The sequence below is a fragment of the Stenotrophomonas sp. I18B00994 genome, assembly GCF_014145825.1.
Lineage (GTDB): Bacteria > Pseudomonadota > Gammaproteobacteria > Xanthomonadales > Xanthomonadaceae > Stenotrophomonas > Stenotrophomonas maltophilia.
Genome location: NZ_JACIUW010000007.1, coordinates 195,977 through 220,605 on the forward strand (window position 1 = coordinate 195,977; position 24,629 = coordinate 220,605).

The 24,629-nt window shown below is 62.3% G+C and carries 32 protein-coding genes; 8 read left to right on the forward strand and 24 right to left on the reverse strand.

Annotated elements, in window-relative coordinates:
- Window positions 1-16 precede the first annotated feature (16 nt).
- Together H4O10_RS10130 and H4O10_RS10135 are read right to left on the reverse strand one after the other, a co-directional pair.
- Window positions 17-652 carry a hypothetical protein gene (locus H4O10_RS10130; RefSeq protein WP_049430679.1) on the reverse strand — a complete coding sequence of 212 codons (636 nt, stop codon included), beginning with the start codon at window positions 650-652 and terminating at the stop codon, window positions 17-19.
- A gap of 28 nt (window positions 653-680) precedes the next feature.
- Window positions 681-1,082: a hypothetical protein gene (locus tag H4O10_RS10135; RefSeq protein WP_005410165.1), complete on the reverse strand. Its 402-nt coding sequence runs from the start codon at window positions 1,080-1,082 to the stop codon at window positions 681-683.
- Between the two features lie 765 nt (window positions 1,083-1,847).
- Between H4O10_RS10135 and H4O10_RS10140 the strand changes: the two genes are divergently transcribed.
- The 3 genes from H4O10_RS10140 to H4O10_RS10150 all read left to right on the forward strand — a co-directional run bounded on the left by H4O10_RS10140 (window position 1,848) and on the right by H4O10_RS10150 (window position 4,107).
- Window positions 1,848-2,939, forward strand: coding sequence for a hypothetical protein (locus tag H4O10_RS10140; protein ID WP_049430681.1), 1,092 nt, complete (start codon window positions 1,848-1,850; stop codon window positions 2,937-2,939).
- A 5-nt stretch (window positions 2,940-2,944) separates the two neighbouring features.
- A complete protein-coding gene (locus tag H4O10_RS10145; RefSeq protein ID WP_111118653.1) occupies window positions 2,945-3,841 on the forward strand; it encodes an HNH endonuclease in 897 nt (298 codons plus the stop codon).
- Between the two features lie 119 nt (window positions 3,842-3,960).
- Entirely contained in the window at window positions 3,961-4,107 is a 147-nt protein-coding gene (locus H4O10_RS10150; RefSeq protein ID WP_161770786.1) for a hypothetical protein, read from the forward strand.
- A gap of 37 nt (window positions 4,108-4,144) precedes the next feature.
- Here the strand turns inward: H4O10_RS10150 and H4O10_RS10155 are convergent, their stop codons facing one another.
- The 5 genes from H4O10_RS10155 to H4O10_RS10175 form a co-directional block, all read right to left on the reverse strand.
- Window positions 4,145-5,185, reverse strand: a complete 1,041-nt coding sequence (locus tag H4O10_RS10155; protein ID WP_239502937.1) for a hypothetical protein — start codon at window positions 5,183-5,185, stop codon at window positions 4,145-4,147.
- A gap of 71 nt (window positions 5,186-5,256) precedes the next feature.
- Window positions 5,257-5,841: a hypothetical protein gene (locus H4O10_RS10160; RefSeq protein WP_239501099.1), complete on the reverse strand. Its 585-nt coding sequence runs from the start codon at window positions 5,839-5,841 to the stop codon at window positions 5,257-5,259.
- 35 nt (window positions 5,842-5,876) lie between these two features.
- Window positions 5,877-6,473: a ParA family protein gene (locus H4O10_RS10165; protein ID WP_111118652.1), complete on the reverse strand. Its 597-nt coding sequence runs from the start codon at window positions 6,471-6,473 to the stop codon at window positions 5,877-5,879.
- Window positions 6,474-6,587: 114 nt separating this feature from the next.
- The gene (locus H4O10_RS10170; protein ID WP_049430686.1) at window positions 6,588-7,052 is read right to left on the reverse strand and encodes a hypothetical protein; all 465 of its coding nucleotides are present in this window, start codon (window positions 7,050-7,052) and stop codon (window positions 6,588-6,590) included.
- Complete coding sequence (locus H4O10_RS10175; protein WP_156476632.1) at window positions 7,043-7,216, reverse strand: hypothetical protein; 174 nt, start codon at window positions 7,214-7,216, stop codon at window positions 7,043-7,045. Before H4O10_RS10175 ends, H4O10_RS10170 begins: the two co-directional genes overlap by 10 nt.
- 165 nt (window positions 7,217-7,381) lie before the next feature.
- Here H4O10_RS10175 and H4O10_RS10180 point away from each other — a divergent pair, with 165 nt between their 5' ends.
- A complete protein-coding gene (locus H4O10_RS10180) occupies window positions 7,382-9,169 on the forward strand; it encodes a type 4 pilus major pilin (protein WP_164227174.1) in 1,788 nt (595 codons plus the stop codon).
- A gap of 162 nt (window positions 9,170-9,331) precedes the next feature.
- On the opposite strand, the gene H4O10_RS10185 is transcribed toward H4O10_RS10180, so the two are convergent.
- The 11 genes from H4O10_RS10185 to H4O10_RS10235 form a co-directional block, all read right to left on the reverse strand.
- Entirely contained in the window at window positions 9,332-10,093 is a 762-nt protein-coding gene (locus H4O10_RS10185; RefSeq protein ID WP_088470579.1) for a hypothetical protein, read from the reverse strand.
- Window positions 10,090-11,007: a hypothetical protein gene (locus tag H4O10_RS10190; RefSeq protein WP_111118681.1), complete on the reverse strand. Its 918-nt coding sequence runs from the start codon at window positions 11,005-11,007 to the stop codon at window positions 10,090-10,092. The genes H4O10_RS10185 and H4O10_RS10190 overlap by 4 nt, the downstream gene beginning before the upstream one ends.
- Window positions 11,008-11,097: 90 nt before the next feature.
- Complete coding sequence (locus H4O10_RS10195) at window positions 11,098-11,538, reverse strand: DUF6573 family protein (protein WP_111118680.1); 441 nt, start codon at window positions 11,536-11,538, stop codon at window positions 11,098-11,100.
- Window positions 11,539-12,290: 752 nt separating this feature from the next.
- The gene (locus tag H4O10_RS10200) at window positions 12,291-12,545 is read right to left on the reverse strand and encodes a hypothetical protein (protein WP_088470576.1); all 255 of its coding nucleotides are present in this window, start codon (window positions 12,543-12,545) and stop codon (window positions 12,291-12,293) included.
- A gap of 359 nt (window positions 12,546-12,904) precedes the next feature.
- Window positions 12,905-13,393, reverse strand: coding sequence for a hypothetical protein (locus H4O10_RS10205; RefSeq protein WP_146256933.1), 489 nt, complete (start codon window positions 13,391-13,393; stop codon window positions 12,905-12,907).
- The gene (locus tag H4O10_RS10210; RefSeq protein ID WP_146256932.1) at window positions 13,386-13,745 is read right to left on the reverse strand and encodes a hypothetical protein; all 360 of its coding nucleotides are present in this window, start codon (window positions 13,743-13,745) and stop codon (window positions 13,386-13,388) included. Before H4O10_RS10210 ends, H4O10_RS10205 begins: the two co-directional genes overlap by 8 nt.
- Window positions 13,746-13,766: 21 nt before the next feature.
- Window positions 13,767-14,591 carry a hypothetical protein gene (locus H4O10_RS10215; RefSeq protein ID WP_125895663.1) on the reverse strand — a complete coding sequence of 275 codons (825 nt, stop codon included), beginning with the start codon at window positions 14,589-14,591 and terminating at the stop codon, window positions 13,767-13,769.
- Window positions 14,592-14,594: 3 nt separating this feature from the next.
- A complete protein-coding gene (locus H4O10_RS10220; protein WP_111008242.1) occupies window positions 14,595-14,993 on the reverse strand; it encodes a hypothetical protein in 399 nt (132 codons plus the stop codon).
- Window positions 14,994-15,284: 291 nt separating this feature from the next.
- Complete coding sequence (locus tag H4O10_RS10225; protein WP_061478924.1) at window positions 15,285-15,767, reverse strand: hypothetical protein; 483 nt, start codon at window positions 15,765-15,767, stop codon at window positions 15,285-15,287.
- Window positions 15,768-15,825: 58 nt separating this feature from the next.
- A complete protein-coding gene (locus tag H4O10_RS10230) occupies window positions 15,826-16,188 on the reverse strand; it encodes a hypothetical protein (protein ID WP_061478925.1) in 363 nt (120 codons plus the stop codon).
- Window positions 16,185-16,799, reverse strand: a complete 615-nt coding sequence (locus H4O10_RS10235) for a hypothetical protein (RefSeq protein ID WP_257960224.1) — start codon at window positions 16,797-16,799, stop codon at window positions 16,185-16,187. The genes H4O10_RS10230 and H4O10_RS10235 overlap by 4 nt, the downstream gene beginning before the upstream one ends.
- Before the next feature lie 413 nt (window positions 16,800-17,212).
- Here H4O10_RS10235 and H4O10_RS10240 point away from each other — a divergent pair, with 413 nt between their 5' ends.
- Window positions 17,213-17,566, forward strand: coding sequence for a helix-turn-helix transcriptional regulator (locus tag H4O10_RS10240; RefSeq protein ID WP_257960225.1), 354 nt, complete (start codon window positions 17,213-17,215; stop codon window positions 17,564-17,566).
- A 96-nt stretch (window positions 17,567-17,662) separates the two neighbouring features.
- Window positions 17,663-17,959 (forward strand): hypothetical protein, encoded by a 297-nt coding sequence (locus tag H4O10_RS10245; protein WP_146256931.1) that lies wholly within the window; start codon window positions 17,663-17,665, stop codon window positions 17,957-17,959.
- Here the strand turns inward: H4O10_RS10245 and H4O10_RS10250 are convergent.
- A complete protein-coding gene (locus H4O10_RS10250) occupies window positions 17,956-18,744 on the reverse strand; it encodes a hypothetical protein (protein ID WP_054172066.1) in 789 nt (262 codons plus the stop codon). The two genes, H4O10_RS10245 and H4O10_RS10250, sit on opposite strands and share 4 nt — an antisense overlap.
- An 874-nt stretch (window positions 18,745-19,618) precedes the next feature.
- Between H4O10_RS10250 and H4O10_RS10255 the strand changes: the two genes are divergently transcribed.
- On the forward strand, window positions 19,619-20,725 hold the full coding sequence (locus H4O10_RS10255) for a hypothetical protein (RefSeq protein ID WP_146256930.1): 1,107 nt from the start codon (window positions 19,619-19,621) through the stop codon (window positions 20,723-20,725).
- A gap of 144 nt (window positions 20,726-20,869) precedes the next feature.
- On the opposite strand, the gene H4O10_RS10260 is transcribed toward H4O10_RS10255, so the two are convergent.
- The 4 genes from H4O10_RS10260 to H4O10_RS10275 form a co-directional block, all read right to left on the reverse strand.
- Window positions 20,870-21,067 (reverse strand): hypothetical protein, encoded by a 198-nt coding sequence (locus H4O10_RS10260; RefSeq protein ID WP_107432809.1) that lies wholly within the window; start codon window positions 21,065-21,067, stop codon window positions 20,870-20,872.
- Entirely contained in the window at window positions 21,064-21,252 is a 189-nt protein-coding gene (locus H4O10_RS10265) for a hypothetical protein (protein WP_104920664.1), read from the reverse strand. The genes H4O10_RS10260 and H4O10_RS10265 overlap by 4 nt, the downstream gene beginning before the upstream one ends.
- Window positions 21,233-21,601, reverse strand: coding sequence for a hypothetical protein (locus tag H4O10_RS10270; RefSeq protein ID WP_049430712.1), 369 nt, complete (start codon window positions 21,599-21,601; stop codon window positions 21,233-21,235). Before H4O10_RS10270 ends, H4O10_RS10265 begins: the two co-directional genes overlap by 20 nt.
- Before the next feature lie 221 nt (window positions 21,602-21,822).
- Window positions 21,823-21,990: a hypothetical protein gene (locus H4O10_RS10275; protein ID WP_161770784.1), complete on the reverse strand. Its 168-nt coding sequence runs from the start codon at window positions 21,988-21,990 to the stop codon at window positions 21,823-21,825.
- 241 nt (window positions 21,991-22,231) lie between these two features.
- On the opposite strand from H4O10_RS10275, the gene H4O10_RS10280 reads away from it, so the two are divergent.
- Window positions 22,232-23,677, forward strand: a complete 1,446-nt coding sequence (locus H4O10_RS10280) for an EAL domain-containing protein (RefSeq protein ID WP_049430810.1) — start codon at window positions 22,232-22,234, stop codon at window positions 23,675-23,677.
- A 477-nt stretch (window positions 23,678-24,154) separates the two neighbouring features.
- Here the strand turns inward: H4O10_RS10280 and H4O10_RS10285 are convergent, their stop codons facing one another.
- Window positions 24,155-24,361, reverse strand: coding sequence for a hypothetical protein (locus H4O10_RS10285; RefSeq protein ID WP_153643642.1), 207 nt, complete (start codon window positions 24,359-24,361; stop codon window positions 24,155-24,157).
- Between the last annotated feature and the right edge of the window lie 268 nt (window positions 24,362-24,629).

The following is a 24,629-nucleotide window of genomic DNA, read 5'->3' on the forward strand; positions in this document are numbered from 1 at the left end:
ACCCGGGCAATTGGCGTCAGCGGACGTCAGGCACCGGGGTAACGACGATCACGGGCTCACCGCTGCCGCAGCGGTCGTCCACCGTGACCTTGGACAGCGCGCCACGCTTGGCCAGCTCCACGATGGGCACTTGGCAGGCGGCCTTGTCAGCTCCCTGGAACACCACCGTCAAACCGTTGCTGGACTTGTTCAAAAGACCCGCGAACTTGTCGAGGAAGGCCCGTGTGTCGCCGTCCAACCTCTTCATGTCGGCGGGGCTGTAGTTCAAGCGCAACGAATCCAGGACTGCTTCCTGCTTGCCCTCCACGGTTTCGGTCTTGGTGACCACTTCGGCCTCCATGCCAGCCGCACGGGCGGCGTCGGCGGCCTGCTCGGCGTGTTCCCGCTGCTGCTTCACGTAGGACGCCGAAGCACCCACGGCAGCACCGGCGGCGCAAGCGCCCAAGGCCTTGTCTTTCTTGCCCGTGAGCAAGGCGATGGCTCCGCCGGCCACACAACCGATGCCACCGGCTTTGAACAGACGCTTCTTGTCGGCCTTGGGCTTGCCATCGTCCTCCGCGGCATGGACCGCATCAGGGGCGGCCTGGGCGGAAACCTGAAGCGGCATGAACGCCGCCAGGCAGAGAGTGAGAGGAAGGGAAAAACGTTTCATGGGATGGATCTCCTGCTGTGGGGGAAAGTTAGGTGCGTGGAGCAGTCATGGGTCCGGTTGCGGGCACCTTGGCCGCACCAGGACCTTTTGGAGAGGGTTGCGAGAGGGCCGCCGTCACGACCTTGCGAAGCGCTTCTTCGTAGCGCTGAATGGCGCTGTCCTGCTCCGCCTTCGTTTCGTCTCGCAACCGCCGCAGGTCTTCTTGGAGCGCACTCCGGAACAGCGCGTTCTCTTCCCGCAGATCGTCAATGAGGCGCTCCAGCTGAGCGTTGGCGTTCTCCAGCACGCTCACCACGGACGTGGCGGTGTTGTGTCGCTCCAGCGCCTCTCGCATGTAAGCGCTGAACCCACTGCCCGATTCACGAGCAAGCCGCTGAGCAAGTTTCAGTTGCCCGCGGTCGAGGTTTACGTTGTGACGAACGAACGCCATTGGTTGAGTAACTCCGTTTCGGGATTACTCCACCGATACCGCGAATCTCGGAGTTGGCAAGGCCCCACCGCAGGAGCCTGAAAAACAAAGGCCAAACGAGCTAACAAGCACCGACACTGTCTCCATTCGCTGGAGACACGGTCAGGCCTTGATTGGATTGGGATTTCGGCAGACGTGACGCCGATTCTTGGGCGAAAAACGCACTCCCACTTCAGTGCGTCATGTGTATGACGACTCTAGGGAACCGTCCGGGCTCTTGCTTCTCTGCCACTGCCGACATTGCTTCCACCCACGTTGGGCTCTTGCAGTTGCTTTTCGGCGGCCCCTTGCGTGTTGCCCCAGCTGCGCTATTGGTGGTCTACGCCCCCTCGCCCCACAGGACCACCGCCCACGCCATGCCCACGCAGCGCTCCCGCTCTTCCACCCCTCACGCCCACCGATGCCCCACCACGGGAATCCGTGCGGAGCGTTTCAGCCCACCGTTTCGCATTGCCCCGGATCCCCAGGACAGGTTGCCCTCGCCCACCCGCTGCACTGCCCCACGACACCCAAGCCACGTTGGTTTTAGTCAAACGCATGCGGTGCCATTGGATACACCGACACCGTGTTTTCCGAATCATCCGTGGGCAGCCAAAGAACCACTGGAAGGAAGCCGCAAATCCCTCGCACCAATTCGTTTTAGTCAAACGAGGGTGCGCGCCATGGCCTCCATTCACCGCCATTGGCCATCAACGATCCGCCTGCTGTCGTTTCATGAGTGCTCACATGAACACCGCTGACCTGGACGCGTTTGCCCGTCGCGTGCTGGCCTTCCATGGCGTCCGTGCGCCTGCCACTCCCCGTTGGGCGCTGGACGTGGCCCGCCGTTCCGAAAGCCCTGTGTGCGCTTTCTGCACCGCCCCCCTGGACTTGGACCGTCGCCATTCATGGGGGCTCTCACCGCTCGTTCCGTTGAGCCTAGCCGGCCCAAGGGACACCGAGAACCTGCGCATGGCTTGCAAGCGCTGCATCACCGAGCGGAGCGGCCGTGACCTGTTGGCCTGGCCGGAGTTGAGCCAGCGGCTGCCACCAGAACCCCTGGACGCCCTGCTGGCCGACCGGCTGTTTGTCCTGCAGCGCTCCGACAACCACCTTGTCGAGGTGGGGCGCTTTGCCAAGCCAGCCACCGTCCTTGCCCAGCTCCAAGAGCGCTGGATGCACCCCCGGTTCGTCGTTCACGTCCAGAGGCATTCGGACGGCTGGATGCTGGGGTGGCCACTGGCCCACCGTGCCGATCTGACGCGAAACGACTTGGCCGCGCTCTTGCGCAACATGCACCAGGGCCAACGGCTGGAACATCCCGATGTGGTGGCCTTCCGGTTAATCGAGGATGTTTTTCAATCGGCGGTGTGGCAACTGATCGCCCTCCACGCCTTGGTCACCCCCCTGCCCCAAGTGGAAGCGCCCCCTCCCGACCGCACCTTTGAGAACCGGTGGATGGTCCGATATCCAAGCCTGAGCCAGATCCGCTCGCGGCGACAGGGCGCGCACGAAACCCCTTGGCCCAGCCAGGGCAAAGACCATGTCCCGGCTTACAGCGACAAGCCCAACGCGGTTCGCATGCGGACCCAGCGCCAAGCCACACGAGAGCAGGAAACGAAATCCCAGTGGTTGGAAGCAAGGCGGCGTTTGACGAAGCGCGACGCGGGCGTGGCCAGTGGCAAGTTGAGGGCATGGCTGCCTGGGGAACGGGCCGCGCTGCAGGCCGACGTGGACGATCTGGCGGCGGCGTGGTTGAAAGCCCGCAAGCGCCAGTCGAAAGGGCGCCCGGACACCAGGGATCCCTTACCATTGAGGCAAGCTCAGACAATCAATTGACCGACATGGACGAAAAGGATCAGGACAAGGGAAGCGACAATAAGGCTAACCGGAGCCCGTCGAAGCCTCAGCGGCGAAAGAAGAAGTGGAAGGAGCAATTCAACAAGCCTTTCAGCAGCCTGTTCACTATCCGCGCTGACGAAGATGCAAACCCACCGGAGTTGGAGGAATACCTGGTTCGCCAGCATTTGGAGAAGGGAACCAGTCAACTACGGATGACCAGCCGCGATCTCAGGTTGGCGCTGAAGGTCTTGAGCTTGGGCGAGCTTAACCAACTTTGGAGCATGCGCGAAAAGAAACTCAAGTATGTGGAGGACGCCGCACTTCTGTTGGCGCACATCCGGCACCGGTCCGGGATTGACCTTCAGTTGCGCCCGGCATCAGAGCTTTTCAGTCACGAAGTGATCCAAGCCCTCCAGGGCGTCCTTGAGGAGAGCGGGCGATTAAGGGTGGAAAAGCCACTGCCCCCCGCTCCTGATGCTGCCGCAGCAGAGGGGAAGCGAATGGAGCAGGTCCTCCGGGTGATCCGAGAGGGCCAGGCTGAGTTTCGCAAGCGCCTAGTCGCTCACTACGGAGCGGTGTGCATGGTCACCGGGACCGCCCTGGCCAGCGTCATCGACGCCGCTCACATCGTCCCTTACAACGGAGCTTCCACCAACGCTCTGAACAACGGCCTATTGCTCCGAAAGGACATCCACGCACTGTTCGATGCAGGCCTGTTGACCATCGGGCCGGACCTGGTCGTTTACGTCAGCGCGGGGGTGGACGATCCGTTTTACCGTTCGTTGGACGGAAAGGAGCTCACCCTGGACGCTCCAGCCAAGATGTCCAAGGAGGCGTTGCGAAGGAGGGTGACTGAACAGGAGTCATTCAAGTTGAGCAACACGCCCCTACCGATGTAAGCGCCTGACTGGTCCCAACTGTCTCAAGAGCTCATCAAACTCCCAAGATTTCTAACTACCGTCCCCGCTTCTCACCTCTAGGCTGACCGCTCACCCCGATCTCTTGGAAGGACAACACGATGAGCAACAGCAAGAAGACCCCAATGACCCAGACTGCCCAGCGACGTATCCAAAGCGCGGTGGATCGCCAACCCAGCCCCTCCCCTCAACAACGGGCGTTCAAGGCCAAAGCAGCCTCGGTGGTTGCAAAGCGGAACGGCAAGTGAGCCATGGCGGCTCCGCCTCGAAGTGAGGGGAGCCGCTTCATCTTTTGCCTGTCGAAAACTGGGACCAGTAGGGCTGGACCCATGGGGTCTTCACCCGGCCCTGGTTGCACAGAGCATTCCACCATTGGAGGTAGCGCTCACCGGCCAGCTCTACTGCCTCCGCACCCTGCTCTTCCACCCTCCCCCACGCTTGGGCGGCGACATAGAGACGTCGCATGGTCCATGAAACGTCTTTCCCCGTAGCGTGTCCGACGTGCGCGATCACCGATAGCACGTCCTCTTCTCGAAGCGCTTTGGTTCCATTGCGCCAACGCACCACCCAGGACTGGCCACCGGATTCGGGCGGGCCGCCCATGAGCACGTCTTCAATTTCTCGGACCTTCGGCAAGCTCTCAGGCAGGTTACGCCCGGCCGCAGCAAGCGCCAAGGCGTAATAGATGTCCAGAAGTCGGTGCTGAACCCGCTTCCTCGCCCCACTCCCACGCGCATCAATCAACAGTGCCACCAAGCTGTTGATCTCACCCGCGTTAGCCATCAGAGGAGTGGTGAGGTCGTGATCCATCTGAGCCAATAGCAGGAGCAACGCATCCAGGCCGGGATCCAGTCGGCTATCCGGGTGTATACCTCCCGCAGGTAGCCCAACCACTTCTGCTGCTGCTTTGACCACCGCCGCTGACAGACTGTCCCTGGACAACCGCCCATGCAGGACGTCGGCGGAAACCTGGTCGAATGCAACCGCCAGTGCTTCCAGCCTATCTCCGCCTGCGATACCAAGCGTGTGGTGGAAGAAGTTACACGGGGGGAGCGTTGGATGTTCGGACAGAGCGCGTGCACCTCGCTCCATCGCACGGGCTTGGCGCTCCGCACACTCCGGCATCAGCTCAGCATGGCTTTGCCGGGCGTAAGCAACCAGGCCATCGCAGACCTGCTGGCGCTTCTTAGGCCTGCGTGGAATCCCAGCCTCCCAAGTCTTGGCGGAGACCTTAAAAATCTTGAGCAACCGATCGGAAAGCGTGCGCTTGTCTGCCCAGATTCCCATCGAGTGAAGCAACCAACCGGTCAACGGCTGAGCCGTCATGCCTGGGACACGCCAAGTCGTGGCCCAAATGGCGTTCTCTTGATCAGCAGTCAGAGGGCCAAGTGCCACGCTCAGTAAATCTTCCCGTTCTTGCTTATCCCCAGATTCCGCACCGCCACTCGGGCCGCCTTGCGGTCCTCCGCGTGCTCGTCCACCGGCGAGCTCACGATCAACAGCGTCTTGTCCTTGATGAGCGAAGCCGCCGCGTAGTCGGCCAACGCCACCATGGCGGTGGTCAACGCGACTTCACTGCCGGCGTCTTCCGAATCGTCGAAGCCAAACAGCTTGGCGATGTTCTCGCGGAGCTTTGGTGGGATCGTCACCATGGCCCGGTGGTGGCGCAGCCCGTCCTCCCGACGACGGTAGTCGTGGAGGGTGACCGATCGGGGCATGACCATGTGAACCCGCTTTCCTCCGACGCTGCCCGCCTTCTGGCTGTCGTCGTAGTCAAAATAGGACTTGCGCTCCGGGTAGTCGCCCGGCCCCAGCAACAGATGCTCCGGGATGCGGGCAACAGGCAGACTGTCCGCTTTGCTGGCCCGGCGGGGCTTGGTATGGGTCACGTCCTTGACGTCGTCCAACGTGCGCTTGGCCGCCTTCTTCGCCGCGGCCTTCTTGGTGGCAGCCTTCTTGGCAGGAGCTTTGCGAGTGGCCATGAGTGGATCTGGGAGGGAAACCAAGGGAAGCTCCATCATGCCGCAGCCCTCCGGCCTGCACCAGCGGCCAAGGTATCGCGCACCCGGACCGCCAGGGCGTGGATCTCCTCCTGGGCCACCCGGGCCCAGCGGCCGTTGGCGTCGAACACGGTCTTTCCCTCCTCGTAGCAGTCCGCAAACAACGCACGATCCCGCACCAGAATGGCGCCCGACATCTTGGGGTGCTCCAGGCGGCGTCGATGGGCTGCCCGCTTCTCGTTGGCCCGGTTGGCGATGGGCAGGTAACGCTTTCCCTTCTTCTCCAGCACATCCACGGTTCGCAGAAAGATAAGAAAGCTGGCCCCGTCGAGCAACGTGGGCACCAGGTAGAGGTCCGCCTCGGGAATCACCTCGTTGTCCGGCAGACGCGGCGGGGTGTCGGTGATCTCCACGTCGAAGCCAGGGGAGCGCGATCGCCCGACACTGAACGGTGTTTCGTCCGACAGTGAGGCAAGCGCGCAGGCCCCGCCTTGGGGGTCCCGGTCATTGACCAGCACACGCAGGCTGGGGTCACGGGCATAGCACCCGGCTAGATTCAGGGCCAGCGTCGTGCGGCCGACGCCACCCTTGAGTGAGAAGTTGCACAGTCGCATAGGACATCCTTTCGTGAGTAGATAGGGGTTCCTATCGAATCTACTCCGACGCTGCCATAGCGCAAGTGCATGTTTTTGCAACCCTTTCGGGCCGTTCAGCCCTTGGATTATTTTCTATCCTTCCGACAAGGCGGCTGGACGACGGCAGTCCCACCGCAGCGTGTGGGCGGTGTTTGACGCCGAGCAATGCAGATCGAACGGCTGAGAGGCCATCCATGCTTTGACAGACGGTGGCGCAGCGCCATGCAGTGCTTCGATGATCGTCCAGCGTTGTTTTGCCGGACCGAACTCCGCGAACACGTCCGCTCCGGCTTCAGCCAGCATTCCAGCCATCTTGTCGTAGCACTGTCGCTTGGCCGGGTCATCCTGGTTCACGTGCCACGCCATGCAAGCGACGTGGAAAGCGGTGATTCCGTTGGGCCCCACCGGGTGGTCCAAGGACGGGAAAGCCGTCAGGCCCCTCCACGCCTTCAGACGTGCCTCGCGGATGGCCGCAATGGTTCTCTTCAAAGCCTGTGGGTTGCGGTGCTCGATGGCATCCAGAAGCCGTTGAGCACGCCGGTCTGTGGTCATTTCCATTTCAGCTCCTTGCGCAGCTGGCGCTCGAAGTGGCGTTGCTCGCGCGCCAGGCGGGCTTGCCGGCGAAGCTTGCCTTCGGGCAGGAACGCGGGAACCGTGGGAGGGATGTGCGCGAAAGGAAGGCCAGCAATAAGGCGGGACAAGTTGGCGGGGCTTTCAATCATGGTGGCGGTCTCTTGGGTTGTTTGGAGCTACGTTCGTGAGTAGGTCGACCCACTCACTTGACCTCATGCAACCAGATCGCCGAGCAATGTCAAGATGAAAAATCGACCTTTTTTTGACTAAAAACAGGGGCTTGCGGAATCCCAGGTGCATCGCATGCTGAGTGCATGACGCACACAACCCGCCCCCGTTGTTCGCCCACCCTCACCCGCCTTTCCAAGGGCGTGCGCAGCGCGCTGGGCTTCACCCTCACCGAGGCCTTGCTTGCGCTCGGGGCCGTGACCGCCGCCACGGGCGCGATGTTCCTGTTCTTTGGCCAGGTCGATGCAAAGGCCAAGGTGGGCAGCGAGACGCGCAACCTGCGCGAGCTGTCCCGTCGTATCGAAAACAGTTTTGGGGTGGTGGGAACGTTCCGCGGGGTGAGCACCACGGCCGTGGTGGTCGATGGATTGGCCCCTGAATCCCAGCTCGGCGCCGGGGAAAACGTTTTGACCAACGCGTGGGGCGGCGCGGTGGACGTCCAGCCTTACACCGTGGATCGCTTCGGCGATTCGTTCTCCGTGAGCTACGCCGGCCTTCCTCGTCAAGCGTGCGTGGCCCTGGTCGCGGCCAACGCGGGCGGGGTGTGGGACGCGCAGGTGTCGGACGTGTCGGTGATTCGAAACACCGGCGGCCAACTCGACGTCGGATTGCTGAGCCGCACGTGTGCGGACAAATCGCGCGTGGTCTTCGTCTACCACAGCGGATTGTTGGGAGGCGAGTGGACCGGATCGCCTCTAGTATTGCCGCCAGCAACACCTCCGGCCACTCCACCCGGTTCTCCGCCCGTGGGATTCCCGGTGGGGCCCGTGGGGCCGGTGCCACCTTCCACGCCGGTGTCGCCCCCAACCGCCCCGCCACCAAGCGTTCCGCCCACGACGCCCCCACCGGTCACGCCGCCCGCTCCCCCGGTGAGCGTGACGCCTCCGGCTCCGCCCACTTCACCGCCGGTCACGCCGCCGCCGATCAGCACCACGATGCCGTGCCGAGAGTGGAGCGAGAACCGAACGATCAACTGCCCAGTGGGCCAGGTGGGCCAGGTGTTCCAACACCGCCGTCACCACTGCGGAACCGACCCGAGTGTTTACGAGGCGTGGGCTGGGTCCACGACGGCCGGCAGTTGGACCACGACCAGCAGCACCTGCACTCCGTGCCCTGCTCCCGAGACCCGCAACGTGGGATGCCCTGCAGGTCAGTTTGGCTCGATCGGCCAGCGGCGGACCTTCTCATGCACGGGCACCGGTTCGTGGGACGCTTGGACGCAAACCAACACCACCTGCGCGGCTTGCCCAGCACCTTTCCCACAAGCCGAAACCCAGTGGGTCGCCGCGAGTGCCGCTTGCCCGGCAGGCCAAAGTGGATCGCACACGTGGCAGGCCGAGCAGCGGCGGACCAGGATGGGGTCTTACAACTGCCCGGCCACCACGTGGTCGCTGCCCAGCCCGACGTTCACCACTTGGACAAATTGGGCGGAGACGGGGGTTCGTCGCAACGAGGCCAATACATGCACACCCAACGCACCACCCCCGACGTTTCCCGAATACACCGGGCGATCTTGGCATTCGTGGGGAGACGGAGGGCACTACGGCTGGGCGATCTTCTGCAACGCTCCCCGGACCCTGGCCGAGCTTCAAGCCACCTCGTTGGCATGCACCTGGCAATACGAAACGAACGACACCCCCACGTTTACGCCAGAGCCACCTGGCGTGACCCGCCCAACACCGGCTTTGGAAGCCTGTGTCTACGCGCTGCGCGCCAACTTAACTCCGATGCCAGGTTACGGCTTCGTCAACCACCCAGGCACCGCGGTTTGGCCGGCGGCTTGCTCGTGCAGCGTCGTGGGTCTAGGCGCGCGGTTCTACTGGCAAGACCTGGGAGCGAGCGACTGGGTGGGCTTTGAATTCAAATGCCCCTGACGGCAAAGAAGGCGGGGGGCATCCCTCACGTTCGAAGTGGCAAAGCTTCGGATCTCCAAAACCGACCGGAGGCAATGCCCTCGCACCAAGCGTGCTTTTCAGAAGGCAGGTGGCTTGGCCACCTGCGGCGGCTTCTGGGCTCTTCGCTGTTGTGCCTCGAAGTCAAACCCCAGCCAGGGTTTTCCACATCGCCTTGCCCTGGGCTTCGTGAACCGCCGCGTATTGCTGTGGATCCCAGCTGGTCCCGGTCAGCAGCAGCCCCAGCTCTGCCACGATGGCCTGACAGCGATCGCCAAAAGCCAAGACCTCATTGAAGGTCAACCCAAGCGTGTTGATGTCAAACGCGCCAGGCTCCTCGTCCAGCTTGCGCATTTCCAGGTGGGCGTGGTGCTTGTCCCGTAGGGTCTTGATTTTCGCTGCCACGGGATCAGCCGAAAGGATCACCATTTCATTGGAGACCTTTTCCCAGCCATTATCGAAGCGCGAGTAATTTTCGTCCCGATCGCTCTGTCTGAACTTCTCCTGGAAAACAGCCGAGCTTTCGGGCGGCAGGTCACTGATCGGTTCGTCGTGGAAGTGATCGAACATGCGCCCGTAGCGCTCCCGGTAGTGCTCCCTGATGCCTGGATCTGCTTGCAGCTTTCTCCACAGGTTGGTCAGGCTACCCGACCTGGGATCGTTGTCCAGAAAAAGCCGTGACTGATCGCGCACCAGGTCTTGTCCAAGAAGCGGAGCCAAGTGGTTCCACGCATTGGCGCCGGGCGTCTTGTCCAGCTTGGCTTTCAGCCCTGCCTGAATCTCGGGATCTTGAATGAGTGGGGACAGAATGTGCCGGCGCTCGTCGAGGATGTGGCACTCCTGCGTGAGCACCCGAACGAATCCATCGATTTGGCGAATACGTTGTTCCAGTTCCTCAGGCTTCATTCTTGCTCCGCCTCCAGCGGCACCTGCTGGAAACGCACCTGCAGCCGCTTGATGAGCGCACGGGTTTCCGCGTTCGGAGCGCGCGTGGACACCAGCACCGCCTCCCCGTTGGGCACGTGGCGGATGGCCTTCTGCTCGGCCCGGAGAACGGCGCGGTATTTCACCGCTTGATAGACGCCTCGCTGGAGTTCGTCCTCCGAGCACTTGCTGGTTTTAACTTCCACCGTCAGGCGATGTCTTCCGTTATCGAAATGCGCGTCCAGTCGGTCACCCGAGCTCAACAACTTCTCGTTGCTCCCCATGGGGAAGTACCCAAAGTCCACGAACTCTTCGGGATGGCTGGCCACCCACGCCTTCAACGCTTTGTGCTCGTCGCTCTCTGGCCGCCCCCCTTCCTGGACTTTAGGAAGGGGAAGAGGCGCATCCGCTGCCACCTCTTCAACCGCCCCCGCGGACGGGGTCAGCATGGTGGCTCCCAGAGCGCGGGCGACCTGGTCCCAATTGGGATAGGTGAAAACGTCTTCCATCGCCTCTCGCAGGTGCGCGCGGCGCTCTTCCTCGGTGTCCAACTTCTTGCCCGCGAAGTAGGCCGGCGAAATCGTTATGGCACCCTCGCCAGGGTGTTTCGTGTTCTTGTTGACGACGATTGCATGGAGGGGCGGGATGGGCTCCTTCCACCGCTTGCTGAGCCACTGCAGGGCTTGGGCCACTCCCCCGGCGACGGTGCCGTAGAGGTCTTTGCGGGGTTTGATCTCGTGTCCGAAGGTGTCGTGCAGCTCTTGGGCCAGGTCGCTGTAGGAATGAGCTTCGCCCTCCTGCGCCCACCGGATGAGGATGGGCAGCGCGTCCGGGATAACCCGGCTCCGCCAGGGTGTGCGTGCAAACTCCACCTTCGACCAATCGAACTTTTCCATCCCCTACCCCTCCCTTGTCGTCCCACCATGGTAGCGGCGGGACCAGCACGGGAAAACGATGAGGGCCGGTGTCCCGCCCCTCTCCCTTTCTCAATCCTCGTTGGGCAGCATGATAGTGACCACCGGCTCCGGGGCATCCCCAGGCCCGCACAAGGCCTTGAACCTGACAAGGCGATGGGTCGACCGCGTCAGCCCAGACCCGGCCTCCGGGTGGGCTTCGTTTGACAACCAGTCACCGGCATCGGGCAGATCCACGTGGAGTTGGAACTGGAGCTCCGAACCGTTGCCTTGTTGCCGCTTGATGGCCACGTGGAGCATGAAAAGCACGTCCCAGAGCCGGCCGTCCACCGACTGGCCGCGCAGTTCCAACCCTCTGGGCACTTCGACGTAGCGTGCCCACGCAGCGCGGGTGATGGCCACGGGCAACTTGAAACCGGCTTCTTTGGCCACGTCGGACACGTCCACCAAGACGCCGTCCTCGATCGCCTGGGCGCGGGCGTAGGAATGGATGAGATCAGAAGGTTCGAACATGCGCAGTTCCTCTTGTCAGTGATGGCCCGCCCAGGGCATCCGGTCGGGATGTCCTGGAATGGGAAACCCACCGCCCCACCGCTCGGCGCGGTCAAGGGAGGAAATGGAAGGGCTGGCGCGGCCCGCAGCGAAGCGAGGACACGGGCCCTGGAATGGCCCTTGACCGGAGAGCCGGGCGATGGGGCCGCGCGCAGCGCATGGGGCTTGAATGGCGTGCCGCGAGCGGCACACTGATTCGGGGTTGAACTTGGGAATACCGTCAGGCCTGGGCGCAGGCCAGAGGGACCCGGTCCATCCAGGCGCTCTGTCCTGCCGATGCTTGAGCGGTGAGCGGGCCAAGGCCCTGGACAAACGTCAGGCGTGCAAGCTCGACATCGTTCTGGGGCCAGTAGGGACCATCCGGCGAGAACACGAAGTGGTCCCCTTGGAGGGCCCCGCAGGTGCAGTGATGGCCAGGTAGGTTTGCCCTGACGTCAGGGTGGCGGTGAAACGAAGCCAGGGCGCGTGGCCCGCCACGAAAGCGGCAGTGTTCTTGTCCAAACGCTCGATGTAGCGCAGCACGGCCCCCCCCCTGATCCACCAGGTCCTCGTCGTCGTGCTCCTCGAACGAGGGCACCCAGATCGCGGCGGTGGGCGTCGGCGCGTGGCAGAAATGGCACTCGGTGTGGGCGAGCAGCAGGCCGTAGGCCGGGGCTTGAAGGGTGGATGGAGCAGCAGCGTGGGTCATGAATCCATTTTGCCCTGCCAGGGTGTCAGCCGGTGAGACGAGCCTGCGTTGAATCATGGGTGTTTCGGAGCGTGCCCCGCTGTGAGCCCAGCCACGCCATTTGCTTGTATTCGTCTTTGCTGAGCAACTTGGACACCCCCAGCCACTGCACCAGGTGGTAGTGCGCAATCGTTCGTGGGTAGCGCTGAATCCCCTCGTGCAACAGCTTTGGCAGGTAACACACAGAGCCATCGCTGCGCTCGTAAGGGTAATAGCGGTGTCGGGCGGCACGCGTGGTCATGGCGTTTCCCTCAGTGCGCCCAAAGGGCACGGTCGATGCAGCTTTCGAGGCGCTGGGCCAACCAGACGCTAAACGGAAGGGCGATGGGGGCAGCGATGGCGAGAAGAGAAAGGGTCATGTCGGCGGTTCCAGTCGGTGGAAAAAGCGTTGCGCTCTTCCTGACCCCAAGGTAGATCGCATTAGAGATTTGTCCACGGTTGCAGTGGACAAAATCTTGACTAATTTCTAGAACTGCGGAGCTAAGGCCGCAGTTATTCCTAACATCACTTCTCGCGCCGAAGGCGTCACCTGCTCTTTTCCACCGCCGCTTCTACAGAAGCCGGCGCGAAGCGACCGGTGGCGGCGTTGGGCCGTTGGCTCTACAGCCTTGCCCGCTTTGCACTGACGCTTCCTTGGGCTGCCCACGCCTGCTCCAGGAGCACCGCGCGTTGTTCGGCTTCCACCGCGGCCACCACGTGCGGCATCGCCGCGTTCAGCGATGGCGTGTTCCAGAACGGGCTGCCCCGATGAGGGTTGCCACCCAGCCGCAACAGCAGCAATGCCGTCTGCTCAAAGCGATTGCGCTCGTCGGCGTTGTCGCTCAACCGGTAGTCCGCCGCCAGCTTTTCCAGCGGGCGCTCGCACCAGTGGTTCCTCTCTTGAGGGTGCGCACCAGCTTGCAGGAGGGCTTCGACGATGCGGGGCCGGGCAAGTGCGGAATGGAGCGCAGGACCTTCGTTGAGGCGCCACGCGTTGGGGTTAGCGCCCTGCCGCAGGGCCTGTAGAGCACGGAAAAGGCTTCCTTCGACGCACGCGTGAATCAGCTCGGCGCTCGGACTTCCAGGCGGTGGTGGGCGGCGGTCAGCCATGGCGGCTGCCCCGAACGTGGTTCCGTAGCAGTTGTCCTTCGACGTAGTCACGGATGATCTGGCGCACCGCCTCCGCGGTGGAAATCTCCGCGTTCACCGCGCCCTGCTCCACTGCCTCCAAGACGCTGCGCTGCAGCGGAAGGTAGGCCAGCCGCACGTCCCGTTCCCCACCCAGCCGACGCCTGCTCAGTGGGTAAGGTTTGGCGGCATACATGGCGAGCACTTGGCGCACGGCTTCGTTTCGCGTGACCTGCACGCGCGCGGCGGCCGCCTGCAAGCGCTCCAGATCACGGGAGTAGCCCCGGGAGGACGGAAGGGTGGCCAAGTCTGGGGAACGGACGGGTTTAAGCACTTCTCTTTCCTTGGACGGCGGTCACAGACGCACGCGCTGACGGGGAGGTTCCAGGGCCGCCGCCGGAGCTGGCGCTTGGCTCTGGGCCTCTTGGCGCGGGTTCCACACTTCCCCACCGATGATCATGCTCGGGCCACCTGTAGCAGGAAGGACCTGCGAAAGCCTGGCTTGCTTCGCTGCGGCGTTGAGCGCACGCGCGGTGTCCTCCTGCATGCTTTTGGCTTCGTAGATCACCGGCCCCTTCAAGTGGCCCTGCGCTTCGTCCACAAGGGCGGCAAGGGTTCGACCGAACTTTGACTTTGGCCCTTGGTTGCGAGCATCGACGTCCCAACGCTCGATCACTTCGAACGCCTTCTCGTGACGGTGGCCAGACTTGTTGAGCTCGCCAAGCGCCGCTTCAGCGTCTTGCACGTTGAAGCGAATGGCGGAGAGCTTCACCGGGTGCGCGTAACCACCACCACTCGATGCCGATTGCGTGATGGCGACCGCTTGGTTTCCGTCGCTGACGAGGTGATGAATTTTCATGTCGATTTCCTTGGTGGTTTTCGGAAGGCGCGATTGCCCATCCACAAATTCAAGGTAGATCGCACTGGAGTTTTGTCCACGACTGTAGCGGACAAAATCTTGACTAAAAGCAAAAACTGCGACACTGAGGCCGCACTTTTTCCTAACATCACTTCTCGCGCCGAAGGCGTCACCTGCTCCTTTCCCACCCCCGCTTTTACAGAAGCCGGCGCGAAGCGACCGGCAGTGGCTCTGGGCTTTGTTTTTTTCAAAAAAAAAGCCCCCTGGCGGGGGCCTTAAAGGACATTGGTTGTTCTTACGCGAGTATTCTTTTGTCAGCACGTCTCACTCCGCGCACTCCACGTCGATCCATTCTTCATCGAACCATTCGTTCAGCGTCGCCAGGTCTTTGACCTTGCAATTGGTGCCGTAATCCGACCCTTCGATGTCGAGCCCCACTTCATAGAGGAGCTCCCCGTCCTCTTGACGCTGCACATTGACAGAGACGGTTTGCTCAGCCAGCAGCTCGTCGTCTTCGCGTCCCAGCTCTGCCCAATTGCGGTTCAGCAGGAAAGCCAGCAATGCGTCTTCAGCGGAAGACTGGAACGCGGGATAGCCCGCCGCGCCGGTCGAATAGGTATACCCAGACAACTGGTCAAACAAAGTGCTGGCAGCGGCATGCGCAGCTTCGTGAGCTTCCTTGACGGTGATGGTGTCGTTTGTGATGAGCATCGTGTGGTTCATGGCGAGATCCTTGTTTGTCGGTTGGCACTATTGCCTTCCCATGTATCCAAGGTAGATCGCCCTGAAAATTTGTCCACGGTTCTGGTGGACAAAATATTGACTAAAATCAAAAACTGCGGAGCTAAGGCCGCAGCTTTTCCTAACATCACTTATCGCGCCGAAGGCGTCATCCGCTCTTTTCCTACCCCCGCTTTTACAGAAGCCGGCGCGAAGCGACCGGTGGCGGCACTGAGCTTTTCTTGGCACAAAAAAAGGCCCCCTCGCGGGGGCCCCAAAGGACATGGATTGATCTTACAGGCTGGTGGAGCGCCAAAGCTTGCCTGCGATGCCACCGACGATGAGGGCCACCGGCATGAGCGCCGTCAGAGCCATCGGGGGCACGGAGGTGAAGAAGTTTCGCTCGCTCTCCTCCAACCCCGGGTAGAGCAGGCCCACAGCAACGCTGGCCAGCTGCAGGGCAACGACGACGAGCAAGCCCACCAGGGCGCCCTTTCCAAAGCCACCTTTGGGCGGCGAAACCGGGAGCCCGCTGGCCCTTGCCGCGCGCACGCGGGCCGCTCGCCAGTTCAACACGTAGAGAATCGCCAGCAAGAGCAGCACGGCTGCCCCACCAGCGGCTGCCAGGCCGGCCTGCCAGCCGTAGCCCTCGTTCTGGCCGATCTCTTGGGCCCCGGCAAGAAACAGCAAGCCCGCTCCCCCAAGGATCACAGTGGCGGGGGCCAACAAGCCCCACTGCATGTGACCGCCGGGGGTGTGGTGAGCGTTGTAAGACATGGGACCTCCTTAAAGTGGTGTTCCTCAATGCATACCGCGATTCCGGTCCTTGGCAAGGTCAGCCCTTCTTCTGGGCTCCGGCCGGCACCCAGCCGGTGGGCTGCTTCTCAAAGACGAAGTCGTAAGCCGGCGGCACGGGGACGGGATCGGGCTTCAACTGCTGCCCGCCCTGGAACCCGACCACGTCCAACGTTCCACCGGTCACGCACGTGGCACGCTGGGGACCAGTTGAGGTGCAATCCGCGGTGAGGTCTTTCCAACCCCGGACCTCGATTCGTTGGCCCATTTCACTGGAGAGGTTGGCATTGGCATGCGCCTCGTAAGCGTGGGCGACTTGTTCGATGGTGGGAAGATCAGCTTTGCTGCTGCAGGCAGCCAACCCTGCGGTGATCAGGCCGAGGGAAACGAGGGTTGCTTTCATGCCGGAGCTCCTTGCGTATGGGTCAAATCAACGTCGATCGTTTCGTCGCGGTATCCGAGCCGAACCTTCTCTATCGTCACGTCCATCTTCGGCACCGTGCCGTCCACCCAGACCCGGTTGACGGAGAACACCACCAGGTCGTCTCGGTAGCTGCGACCTTGTCGCGCCAAGTTGGCGGCCTCTTGGGCATTCATTCGGATCAGCAGGTGGAAGCGGCCGGCGTTGGGTGGGCTGGACACTCCTCCGGCGGTGCGGTGGACCCACGGCACAAAGCCCTTGCCGGTGACGCTTTGCCCGGCCGCGGACACCTGAGGCATGGGGATGAATCCCTCCAGCACCCCACGGTCGGCTCGGTAGGCGACATCGCCCAGCGCTTGGAACGTGGGACGAATCGCAAACCGTCGGATGGCCTTGAAGCGCTGCAGGCGCGCGTCGAAGGCCGGGCCATAACGGCGCTCGATGGCAGCCGGATCATTGCCCGAGACACCGTTGGCGCCGTGGGCCTTCGTGTCCATCAGCCACCATTGCCTCAGGCACCACTGGCGCTTGTCGGCGTCGATCCGATAGGCCGAATGGGCCATTGCCAGCAGCTGCATGTCGCAGGTGTCCACGCCCCTGCCTCCGACAGCCGTCACTCCGGCCCGCAGGTGTTGAACCCCTTCCAAGCCTTCCTGATCCAGGTCCCAGTAGGTCCCAGGCGGCTCAAGGTAAGGGCTCCGCGACCTATCGCTGACCACCTTCGGCGTGCCTTGGATGGCTCGGCCGATGTGGCGAAGCAGGTCCGATCCGGCCCTCGATTGTGCCTGCGCTCCAGCCGCTGCAGTCAGGGCAAACGCCCCGATCAGCACGGTTCTTCTGACCCTCTTCATGGAACCCCCTGTTCCCACCAATAGATTTGGGATCTTGCGGCCAACTTACGTGGCACGTAGAGTCTACCCGGGGCGTAGCCTCTGGGTCATCCTGTCCGCATGCCTGCATTGCATCCGTTCAGCCCGTGACTGCCGCCCCGCCCGCTCCCCGAGCCGTGGTTGCCGCGCGTTTGCGCCAAGCCCGCGTCCTGCGGGGCTTTAGCCAACGCGAGGTCGGAGTGCGGATGGGGATGGACAAGGACGCTGCGTCGGCCCGCATCTCTCGGTATGAATCCGAGGGCATGTCGATCAGCCTGGAAGCCCTCTTCGAGCTGGCCCAGGCCTTGGAGGTGCCCCCGGCCTATCTCTTGGCGACCAGCCCAGCGATGGCCGATGCGATCTTGGCTTTGGGCGAGCAGAGCGTGGCCCAGCAGGAACGTTTTGCCGAACTGCTGGGCGCTTTGGGTGAGCTGCCACCGAAGAAGCGCAACGCACTCATCGAGCAGCTGTTGCCGCCCGTCAAGGATTAGGGCGTCGGCGAACAAGGACGAATTGACCCCATGTGGACATGGATCACCCACCTCTGCCGCCGCAATAGGACGGAGCCCACCCGGTCAGCCATTGCCATGGCCACGCTGATCGAACTGAACATGCTGGAGCTCAACGCAGCGGAGGCCCGCAGCCGCGTTGAACTGGACCCACCGGGGCATGAAGCAGCACTTCTTGAGAGATTCAAGGCATCGGCCCAGCTGATCCTCAACGAAAAGCCTCCATCCGACGCCGCAGACTCAACCTGGGAATACCTTGGCCAGAAGGCACACCGCCTAAACCGAGGATTCGCAGACCTCCGATTGCAACTCTCCCCGCCAGCGATCGTTGGCGGGGATACAGAGCAGCGCGACAATACGCGACCGGTCCTTTAAGGCGGCCAGGCCAGCTCTTCCATGCGGGCTTTCCTCCGTTGCATGTAGTGCAACATCCCGCTGGCGCACTGTTCAACAACGGGGCTTTCCTCAAAGGCCCCAACCCCAACCGCCGTCAGTGCTGCAATGACGCACAAGTTGGTGGTGGCCACCGCGTTGACGGTGGTCTGAAACAGAATGGCTGCCGGCACGTGCGCCCCGATCTGTCCATTGGGATCTTGATACATCACCCGAATGGCCTTCCCGCCATGGACCAGCCCGCAAAGAGGGTCCCACGAATTGGTCACCGTCCGAGCCAGCTTCTGAGGCTCATCGTCCTGCCCGATGCGTGCAATGGCCTGCTCCACGTCCGCGGCCAGGTCTTTGAGGGCAATAGCCACCCACTTTCCTTTCTCGTTTTTCCTTCGAGGGCCCCGATCTTCCTGGAGAAAGTCCGCCAGCTGTTCGTCGTCGGCAAGGAACTGGACAAACACCGCCCGCAGGAATTGCTCAATCTGGGAGCGGTGCATTGCCAAGGCCACCGCTGGAAGATCGATGGGATGGGTTTCCAACAGGAACAGCAACGCACGCCCGTAGTCCATCGAGGCCCTCAACAGTTGGAAAGCCGCCCGGTGACGCTCGCTGCCGGCGGGAACAGTGATGCGGGCCATGCAGGACATGTTCGATTCCAGGCTGGCCTTGGCCTCTCTGGCCTCCTGTGCGATGTCCAACGCCGTGGGCTGCCGCGTGGCAGCACGCGGCTCCAGCGCATCGCGGATCGCATCCTTCAACGAATTGTGCGTCATATCCTTTGCCCTTCATTCGCGTATTTCAAAAGATGCCTCAGAGCTGCGGCACGAACTTCCCAGCGGTCTACGTTCCAGGATGGATGGTAGACCCAAGTCATCCACGCCCATCCCTTGCCGTAATCGAGAGACCATACGTTGCGCTCCTCCAGATAGTGCCGCCTCCTGCCCTCGGAGTTGGCATGGCTCGCATGGAAGCTTGGCTGGTCCGACGGCTTCCCGTGATCGAATCTTCGCCAAGCAGTGCGCCCAAGAACGAGTATCACGTCTGGCTGGAGAATGGGTAGGACCACCTCTACCAGCACTCGCCCCCCCATGGTTGAAGTCGGTTCCAGACGGACGGTGGCCAGCTCTCGTGCCGGCGAAGCACTGGGACAAGTTGCAAAATGCAACGTGCTGCCATGCATTGGCGGCATCCACAACATTTGGTCTGCTTTGACCAGTCAGCAGGCGATCCAGCTCATCAAAGAACTTGCCACCACCTTTCCTGTTGCAAGTCTCCATGTCGCCGAACGTCTTGCGGGTGAAAGGACGAGTGATAACGGGGGCGTCGGTCCACCCAGCCTCCCGGTAGTGGGATTCGCCCAGTAGCAAGACGCGGCGCCCTTCAACTCCCTTCCAGTAGCCGCGGCCGACGTAGGGCACGAAGGCCACCTCAGCCGGCCACGCTTCCATGTTCAACTCAGCCGGATCATCCATGCCATTGACCTTCGTATGATGGTGTCAGGCTACTCCACACCGTGCTGCCACGCAGCTATTGCACGCCATCCCATGCCATCCCATTTTTCCGCCACATTTAGCCGACAAAAAGCTCTTGCATACCGCTCGCACGTGCTTTAACTGTATGGGCCTTCAAGGATCATGCGGAGGCCCCATGACAACTCACCACGGCTGGCAGGCGTGCCGCGCATGCCATGCACCAGGACTTGATGTGCGTGTAGAGGGAGGCTGGCACCTCCGTGCCAATCCCGGCTACTGGGGAACCAGCGTCCCTAAAACCTTGGTCCTGGGGTTTTCCAAGGGGGCCACCCAAATTGCCGCCGCCCAACACGGGAGCTTCGATGGGGTCGCCTTCGCGGGTGCTATGCGCCCTCGCCTCGCAGCTGTATTGCGCGAGCTTGGGATCGATCTGGGTGGGCAAACGATCAACGACGCCCTGACCGCCGAAAGCCGCCACATGGGCGCCGCCTCCTTGGTGCGCTGCGGGTTGTCGGTGATGGACAACGGCAAGCTGGTCAGCAGTGGCACCATCATGCCCAAGGCCATGCGTTCGTCGTTGCCTTTGGAAGCCATGAAAACATGCGTGGCACGCCACCTGGACCCGTTGCCTGACAGTGTGGAGCGCGTGGTCTTGTTGGGGACCACCGATGCCTACATGAAGGGGGTCAAGGCGCTCATGCGCCAGCAATTCAACGACTTCCAAGAAATCAACGAGGTAGCCTTCAGCGCCCAAGGCCGGACATGGGTGTTTGCGTCGCACCCCAGCCCGGCCAACGGGACCTTTCAAGCCTGGATCGACGGTGACACCGCCACTGAACCGGGCCGCAAGAAGCAGCTGGCGCGCCAAGCGTTGGGTCACAAGGCCCCAGCGCAGCCCCTTTCAGCTCCGCCTCGCCCGGCACCGGCACCGGCACCGGCACCGGCACCGATCCAGCGTGCCACGCCGCCTGACCCGATTTCACCAGCTAGGGCGTCCAACGGCGACCGTTTTGCCCGAGCCTTCCACCTGGTTCGCCCCGATGGAAGGGTGATCGTCCCGGTGCGGATGAGGGACCGAGACACGGGAAACGTGGCGTTCCGGGTAGCCAAGATGGGCAACACCAAGGATGGTCAGCGCGAGATCCACGACGAAGCTGAGTTGTTGCGCTTGTGCGAGAGCGGGCAATACCAGGTGCGCGCCCAACCGTTGGACAAGTCCACGCCGGCCAACTTTGTTCGGCCGCTGCTCAACTACCGGATCGTGAGGACCCCTGCCCATTGATCGCCGCACGGCGTGCCAAGCCCTCGCAAAGCAACAAGCGAACCATTTCGCTGGCATGCAGCCCCTCTCGGGCTGCCGCCTGTTCCAGCCGCTCTTTCAGCTGCCGTGGCACGCGAACGGCCATCTGCATGTAAGGTGGCCGGCTCACGTGGACAGCCTCGCGAGGGTAAGCACCCACGCCAACGCCAAACCGGCAAGGATCTGGGCACGCCAGCGGTAACGCACACGAAGCGCCCCGCTGGCGTGGCGGGCATTGACCCAATGGATACCGGCCAGGCCCAGGGCAGCGGCCAGGAACGCTGTAGCCAACATGGCGGCCAATACCGCGCCCACGGTGGTCATGCCAGCGCTCCAGCCATGGTGGCCAGGACGAACCACTGTCCAGCGATGAGGACGTAGCCGATGAGCAATCCCTCCAAGCCAGCCCAGCGTTGGCCGGGGGTGCGCAGCAGCGCCGCGCTGTCGTTGAGCAAGGACCACCCGGAGAGAATGGACAGCCACTCAAAGTCAATGGTCGTAGCGGTCATAGATCGAGCCCTCCCCTCCAGCGGAATTGATGGTGGAGGGCAACATGACCTCCTCGTTTTTCACGCGTCCGAACACGCTGGCAAACACGTCCATGAGCGTGGTGCTTTGGGCCGCGTCCCGTTCGGCTTGGCGCGCATACTCGTCCAGCCCCGACGGGAACACCTGGCGTGCGCCGTTGACGGCGCCGCGCAACCCGCTGGCGTTGGGCATGCTCGCCCCAAAGGTGCGGTTCCACGTGTCGGAAAACCGGTCCAAGCCGTCCATGCCCATGAACAGCAACCGCGCCAGCACCAGGGCAACCACGGCGTTGACGACCAGCCGCTTCGTCAGTCTGAATCCAATGAACATGTCCCCCCTTTCGTTTCGTTGGTCGGTGTCAGACGCACGCATCGCGAACGTCATACGTTTGGGATACACCGACACGCGAAACCCACAAGGGGGTTATTTTGACTAAAGCTAAAAATTGGGAGAAAAGCCCGATCACGCTGCAGGCGCGGCTGCACTTGCCCGTCAGCCGGCGCTCGACTGGGGCATTGCTTTGAACGGTTCGACTGACGAAATTGGCAGGGCTAAATCGGGCCCAAGTCTTTGACCACCGCCTGGCCAGGCTTCAAAAAGCCCAATAGCAACCGTCCGCCGGCGACGGTCCGCCTCATGCTGGCGTTGAGGTATCGAGCCTGGAGCTGCGCTGCCACCAGCAGGTCCTGGGTGGCCATGCTGGCGATCGCCGGGCTCACGGCCTATTGCTGTACAGTTCAGACGCAGATGCATGGTTGTTCGATCGAGGCTTGCAAGCCAGTGGAGCTGGGGCTGAAGTTCATGGAAAGCTTGCCGATAAACCTGTAACAAGGTAAATGAGGCGAGAAGCCAAGCGAAGCGATGGCGCGTTTCAGATCGGGGGTTGCTTTGAGCGTTCGAGAAAATCGGCGTCGCTACGTCTTGACCGTAATAGGAGCCACGGCGGTGTGCCTCTTGGCGATGCTCGCGGTCGCCCAAGCCATCCTCTACGTGCGTGACAAGGAAGGGGCGGAGGCAGTGGCGGAAGCCGCGGTGACGCGCGCGGAGGCCATATCTCGTAACCGGCGCGTAGCGGCCGAACAAGCCTCTCGCATCGGACAGCCGCCTTGCTCCGACACCGACATCGACTCACTAAAGGAGATCGCGTTCCGCTCCATCTACATGAGCGACATCGGTCGCATCCGAGACGGACGCCTTGTCTGCAGCGCTCTCTGGGGGCGCTCGCGCCCCTACACCCTCCCCGCCCCACGCTTCTCCAGCGGCGCTGTCCGGCTTTGGCACGCGTCGGATCTCGTTGGCTCCCCCTACACCGGGTCCAATCTGATCGCCCAAGGCGACACGTTCACCGTGTCCTCCCCGTCTGCCTTCGAGAGCTTGGACCCTGCGCGCAGCAGCTCCATCAGCATCGAAACGAAGGACCGATCGTTTACATTCCGCACCTTGTCCCCGACCAGCCGCGTCGGCACCCCGTCTCTCGTCCAAGCTCAACATTGCAGCCGGGTGGCCGACGTTTGCGCGTTCGTTACCAGCCCTAGGCACGTGGTGTCCGAACTGCCCTCGGCGTTGCTCACCACCATCCTGGCAGCGGGTGCCTCGGTAGGGCTGTTGCTCGCGTTCTTGCTGATCAAACACCAAATCACGGCTCGGCAAACCATCCAGCAACGGTTGGTGCTTGCACTGAAGCGCAGCGAGATCGAACTGGCCTACCAGCCACTGCGTCGAATTGGCACGCGGGAGCTCGTGGGATTTGAAGCGCTCAGCCGCTGGCGCCCGCCGGGAGACGATGAAATCCCGCCGGCCATCTTCGTGCCCATCGCCCACCGATTCGGCCTGAGTCCTGATCTTTTTCGATACGTGCTGGCCCGTGCCATGAATGATCTCGCCCCCGCGCTGAGGGAGCATAGGAACCTCTACGTAAGCATCAATGCCGAGCCCGTGGACATGGCCCAAGAGTGCGTCGTTCGCTACATCGGCAGCGTCACCAACGATTTTGGCGTGTTGCCAGAGCAAATTCGCATCGAGATCACCGAGCGGGAAGAACTCGTGTCCGCTGCCGCAAAGAGCAACATGCAGGCCCTCTCAGTTCTGGGATACCGGTTCTTGATCGACGACTTCGGGACCGGCAGCGCCAACTTCTCCCACCTCGCCCAATCGCCATTTCGAGGAATCAAGATCGATCGCATGTTCGTGGCCGCTATCAACGAGGACTCCCCCCTGCGGCCCGTTTTGCCAGGGATGTATCGCATCGCACGTGAGCTTGGGCTGGATGTCATCGCAGAAGGCGTCGAATCAGAGGCGCAAGATTTGCTGCTCTACCGGATTGCTCCAGAGGCTATTGGCCAAGGGTGGCACTATGGCTGCCCTCTCTCAACCAAAGACGCGCTTGCCGCCATCCAAGTTGGGTAGCCCTCGCGCACGGGTCGACCCGAGCGCGTTCACTGGCGCTTGACGTTCGCCCTAGCAAGATGTCCGTGCGTCCGATGGACGCGACAATCGTGAAAATCTCCGCTATGGCGCTGACCCCAGTTGGCGCCGCCGAACCAACGGGGTGACTCCCCCTCGCCCTAGGTGACGCCCCGGCAGTTCAGGGCATCGTCGTGATCGGCACCCCTAGCAGGCGGCCTCTTTAGGGCAACGCGCGACACACACCCTCAGCAGTGGTCGCAACCGACTGGCCGCCGGTCTGGCCTTTTGCTGGTTAACGAACTGGCTCAGCGCTTTCCAACAGCGCCGCTCGGTGACTTCCCTGTGCCTAAGGCTGTCGCCGTGCAGCCCGCCTCTTTATCATGCTCCTGCGACGGCAATAGAGGAATCGGACAGCGGTATCTGGCGTGCGGACTGCGCGGACGACCCCGTAGATGAATTCTTCAGAATCCAATTTTCTCATCTGGTTCCGGTGGGGTTGTCGCGGTGCATCATGTGCATTCCGCTCTGTTCAGCTTTTTGTTCATCTTCATGCCCAACATTGGACGTTTCTTCATCGATCAGGTTGAGGGTGTGCGGCGGGCCGACGGCTCGCTCTTGCAGGTCACGCGGATCAGTTGCGCTTGTCTGGAATGCGGCCGCCAACTGCGATTGGTTCCAGGGCATGGCCTGCTGGACTTGGACGGCGCCGCCGTGCTCACTTGCCCGCTCTGTGACAACCGCTAGGCGGTGGCACGCGCGAGGTTGGAAAAGCTTTGCCCCCAACCTAACCATCCGCGCATGGCGAGTCGTGATTGAAGAGTGGACCGCTGTGTGCTGGCCCGAAAGGGCCGATTGACGGTGCAGTCAAGCGGAACGCTCACCGGTTTCCAACGCTTGAGCTTGGGGCCACCCTGCTGCCAGACCGCGATTCGGTGGCCAGCCAATGGAGGAG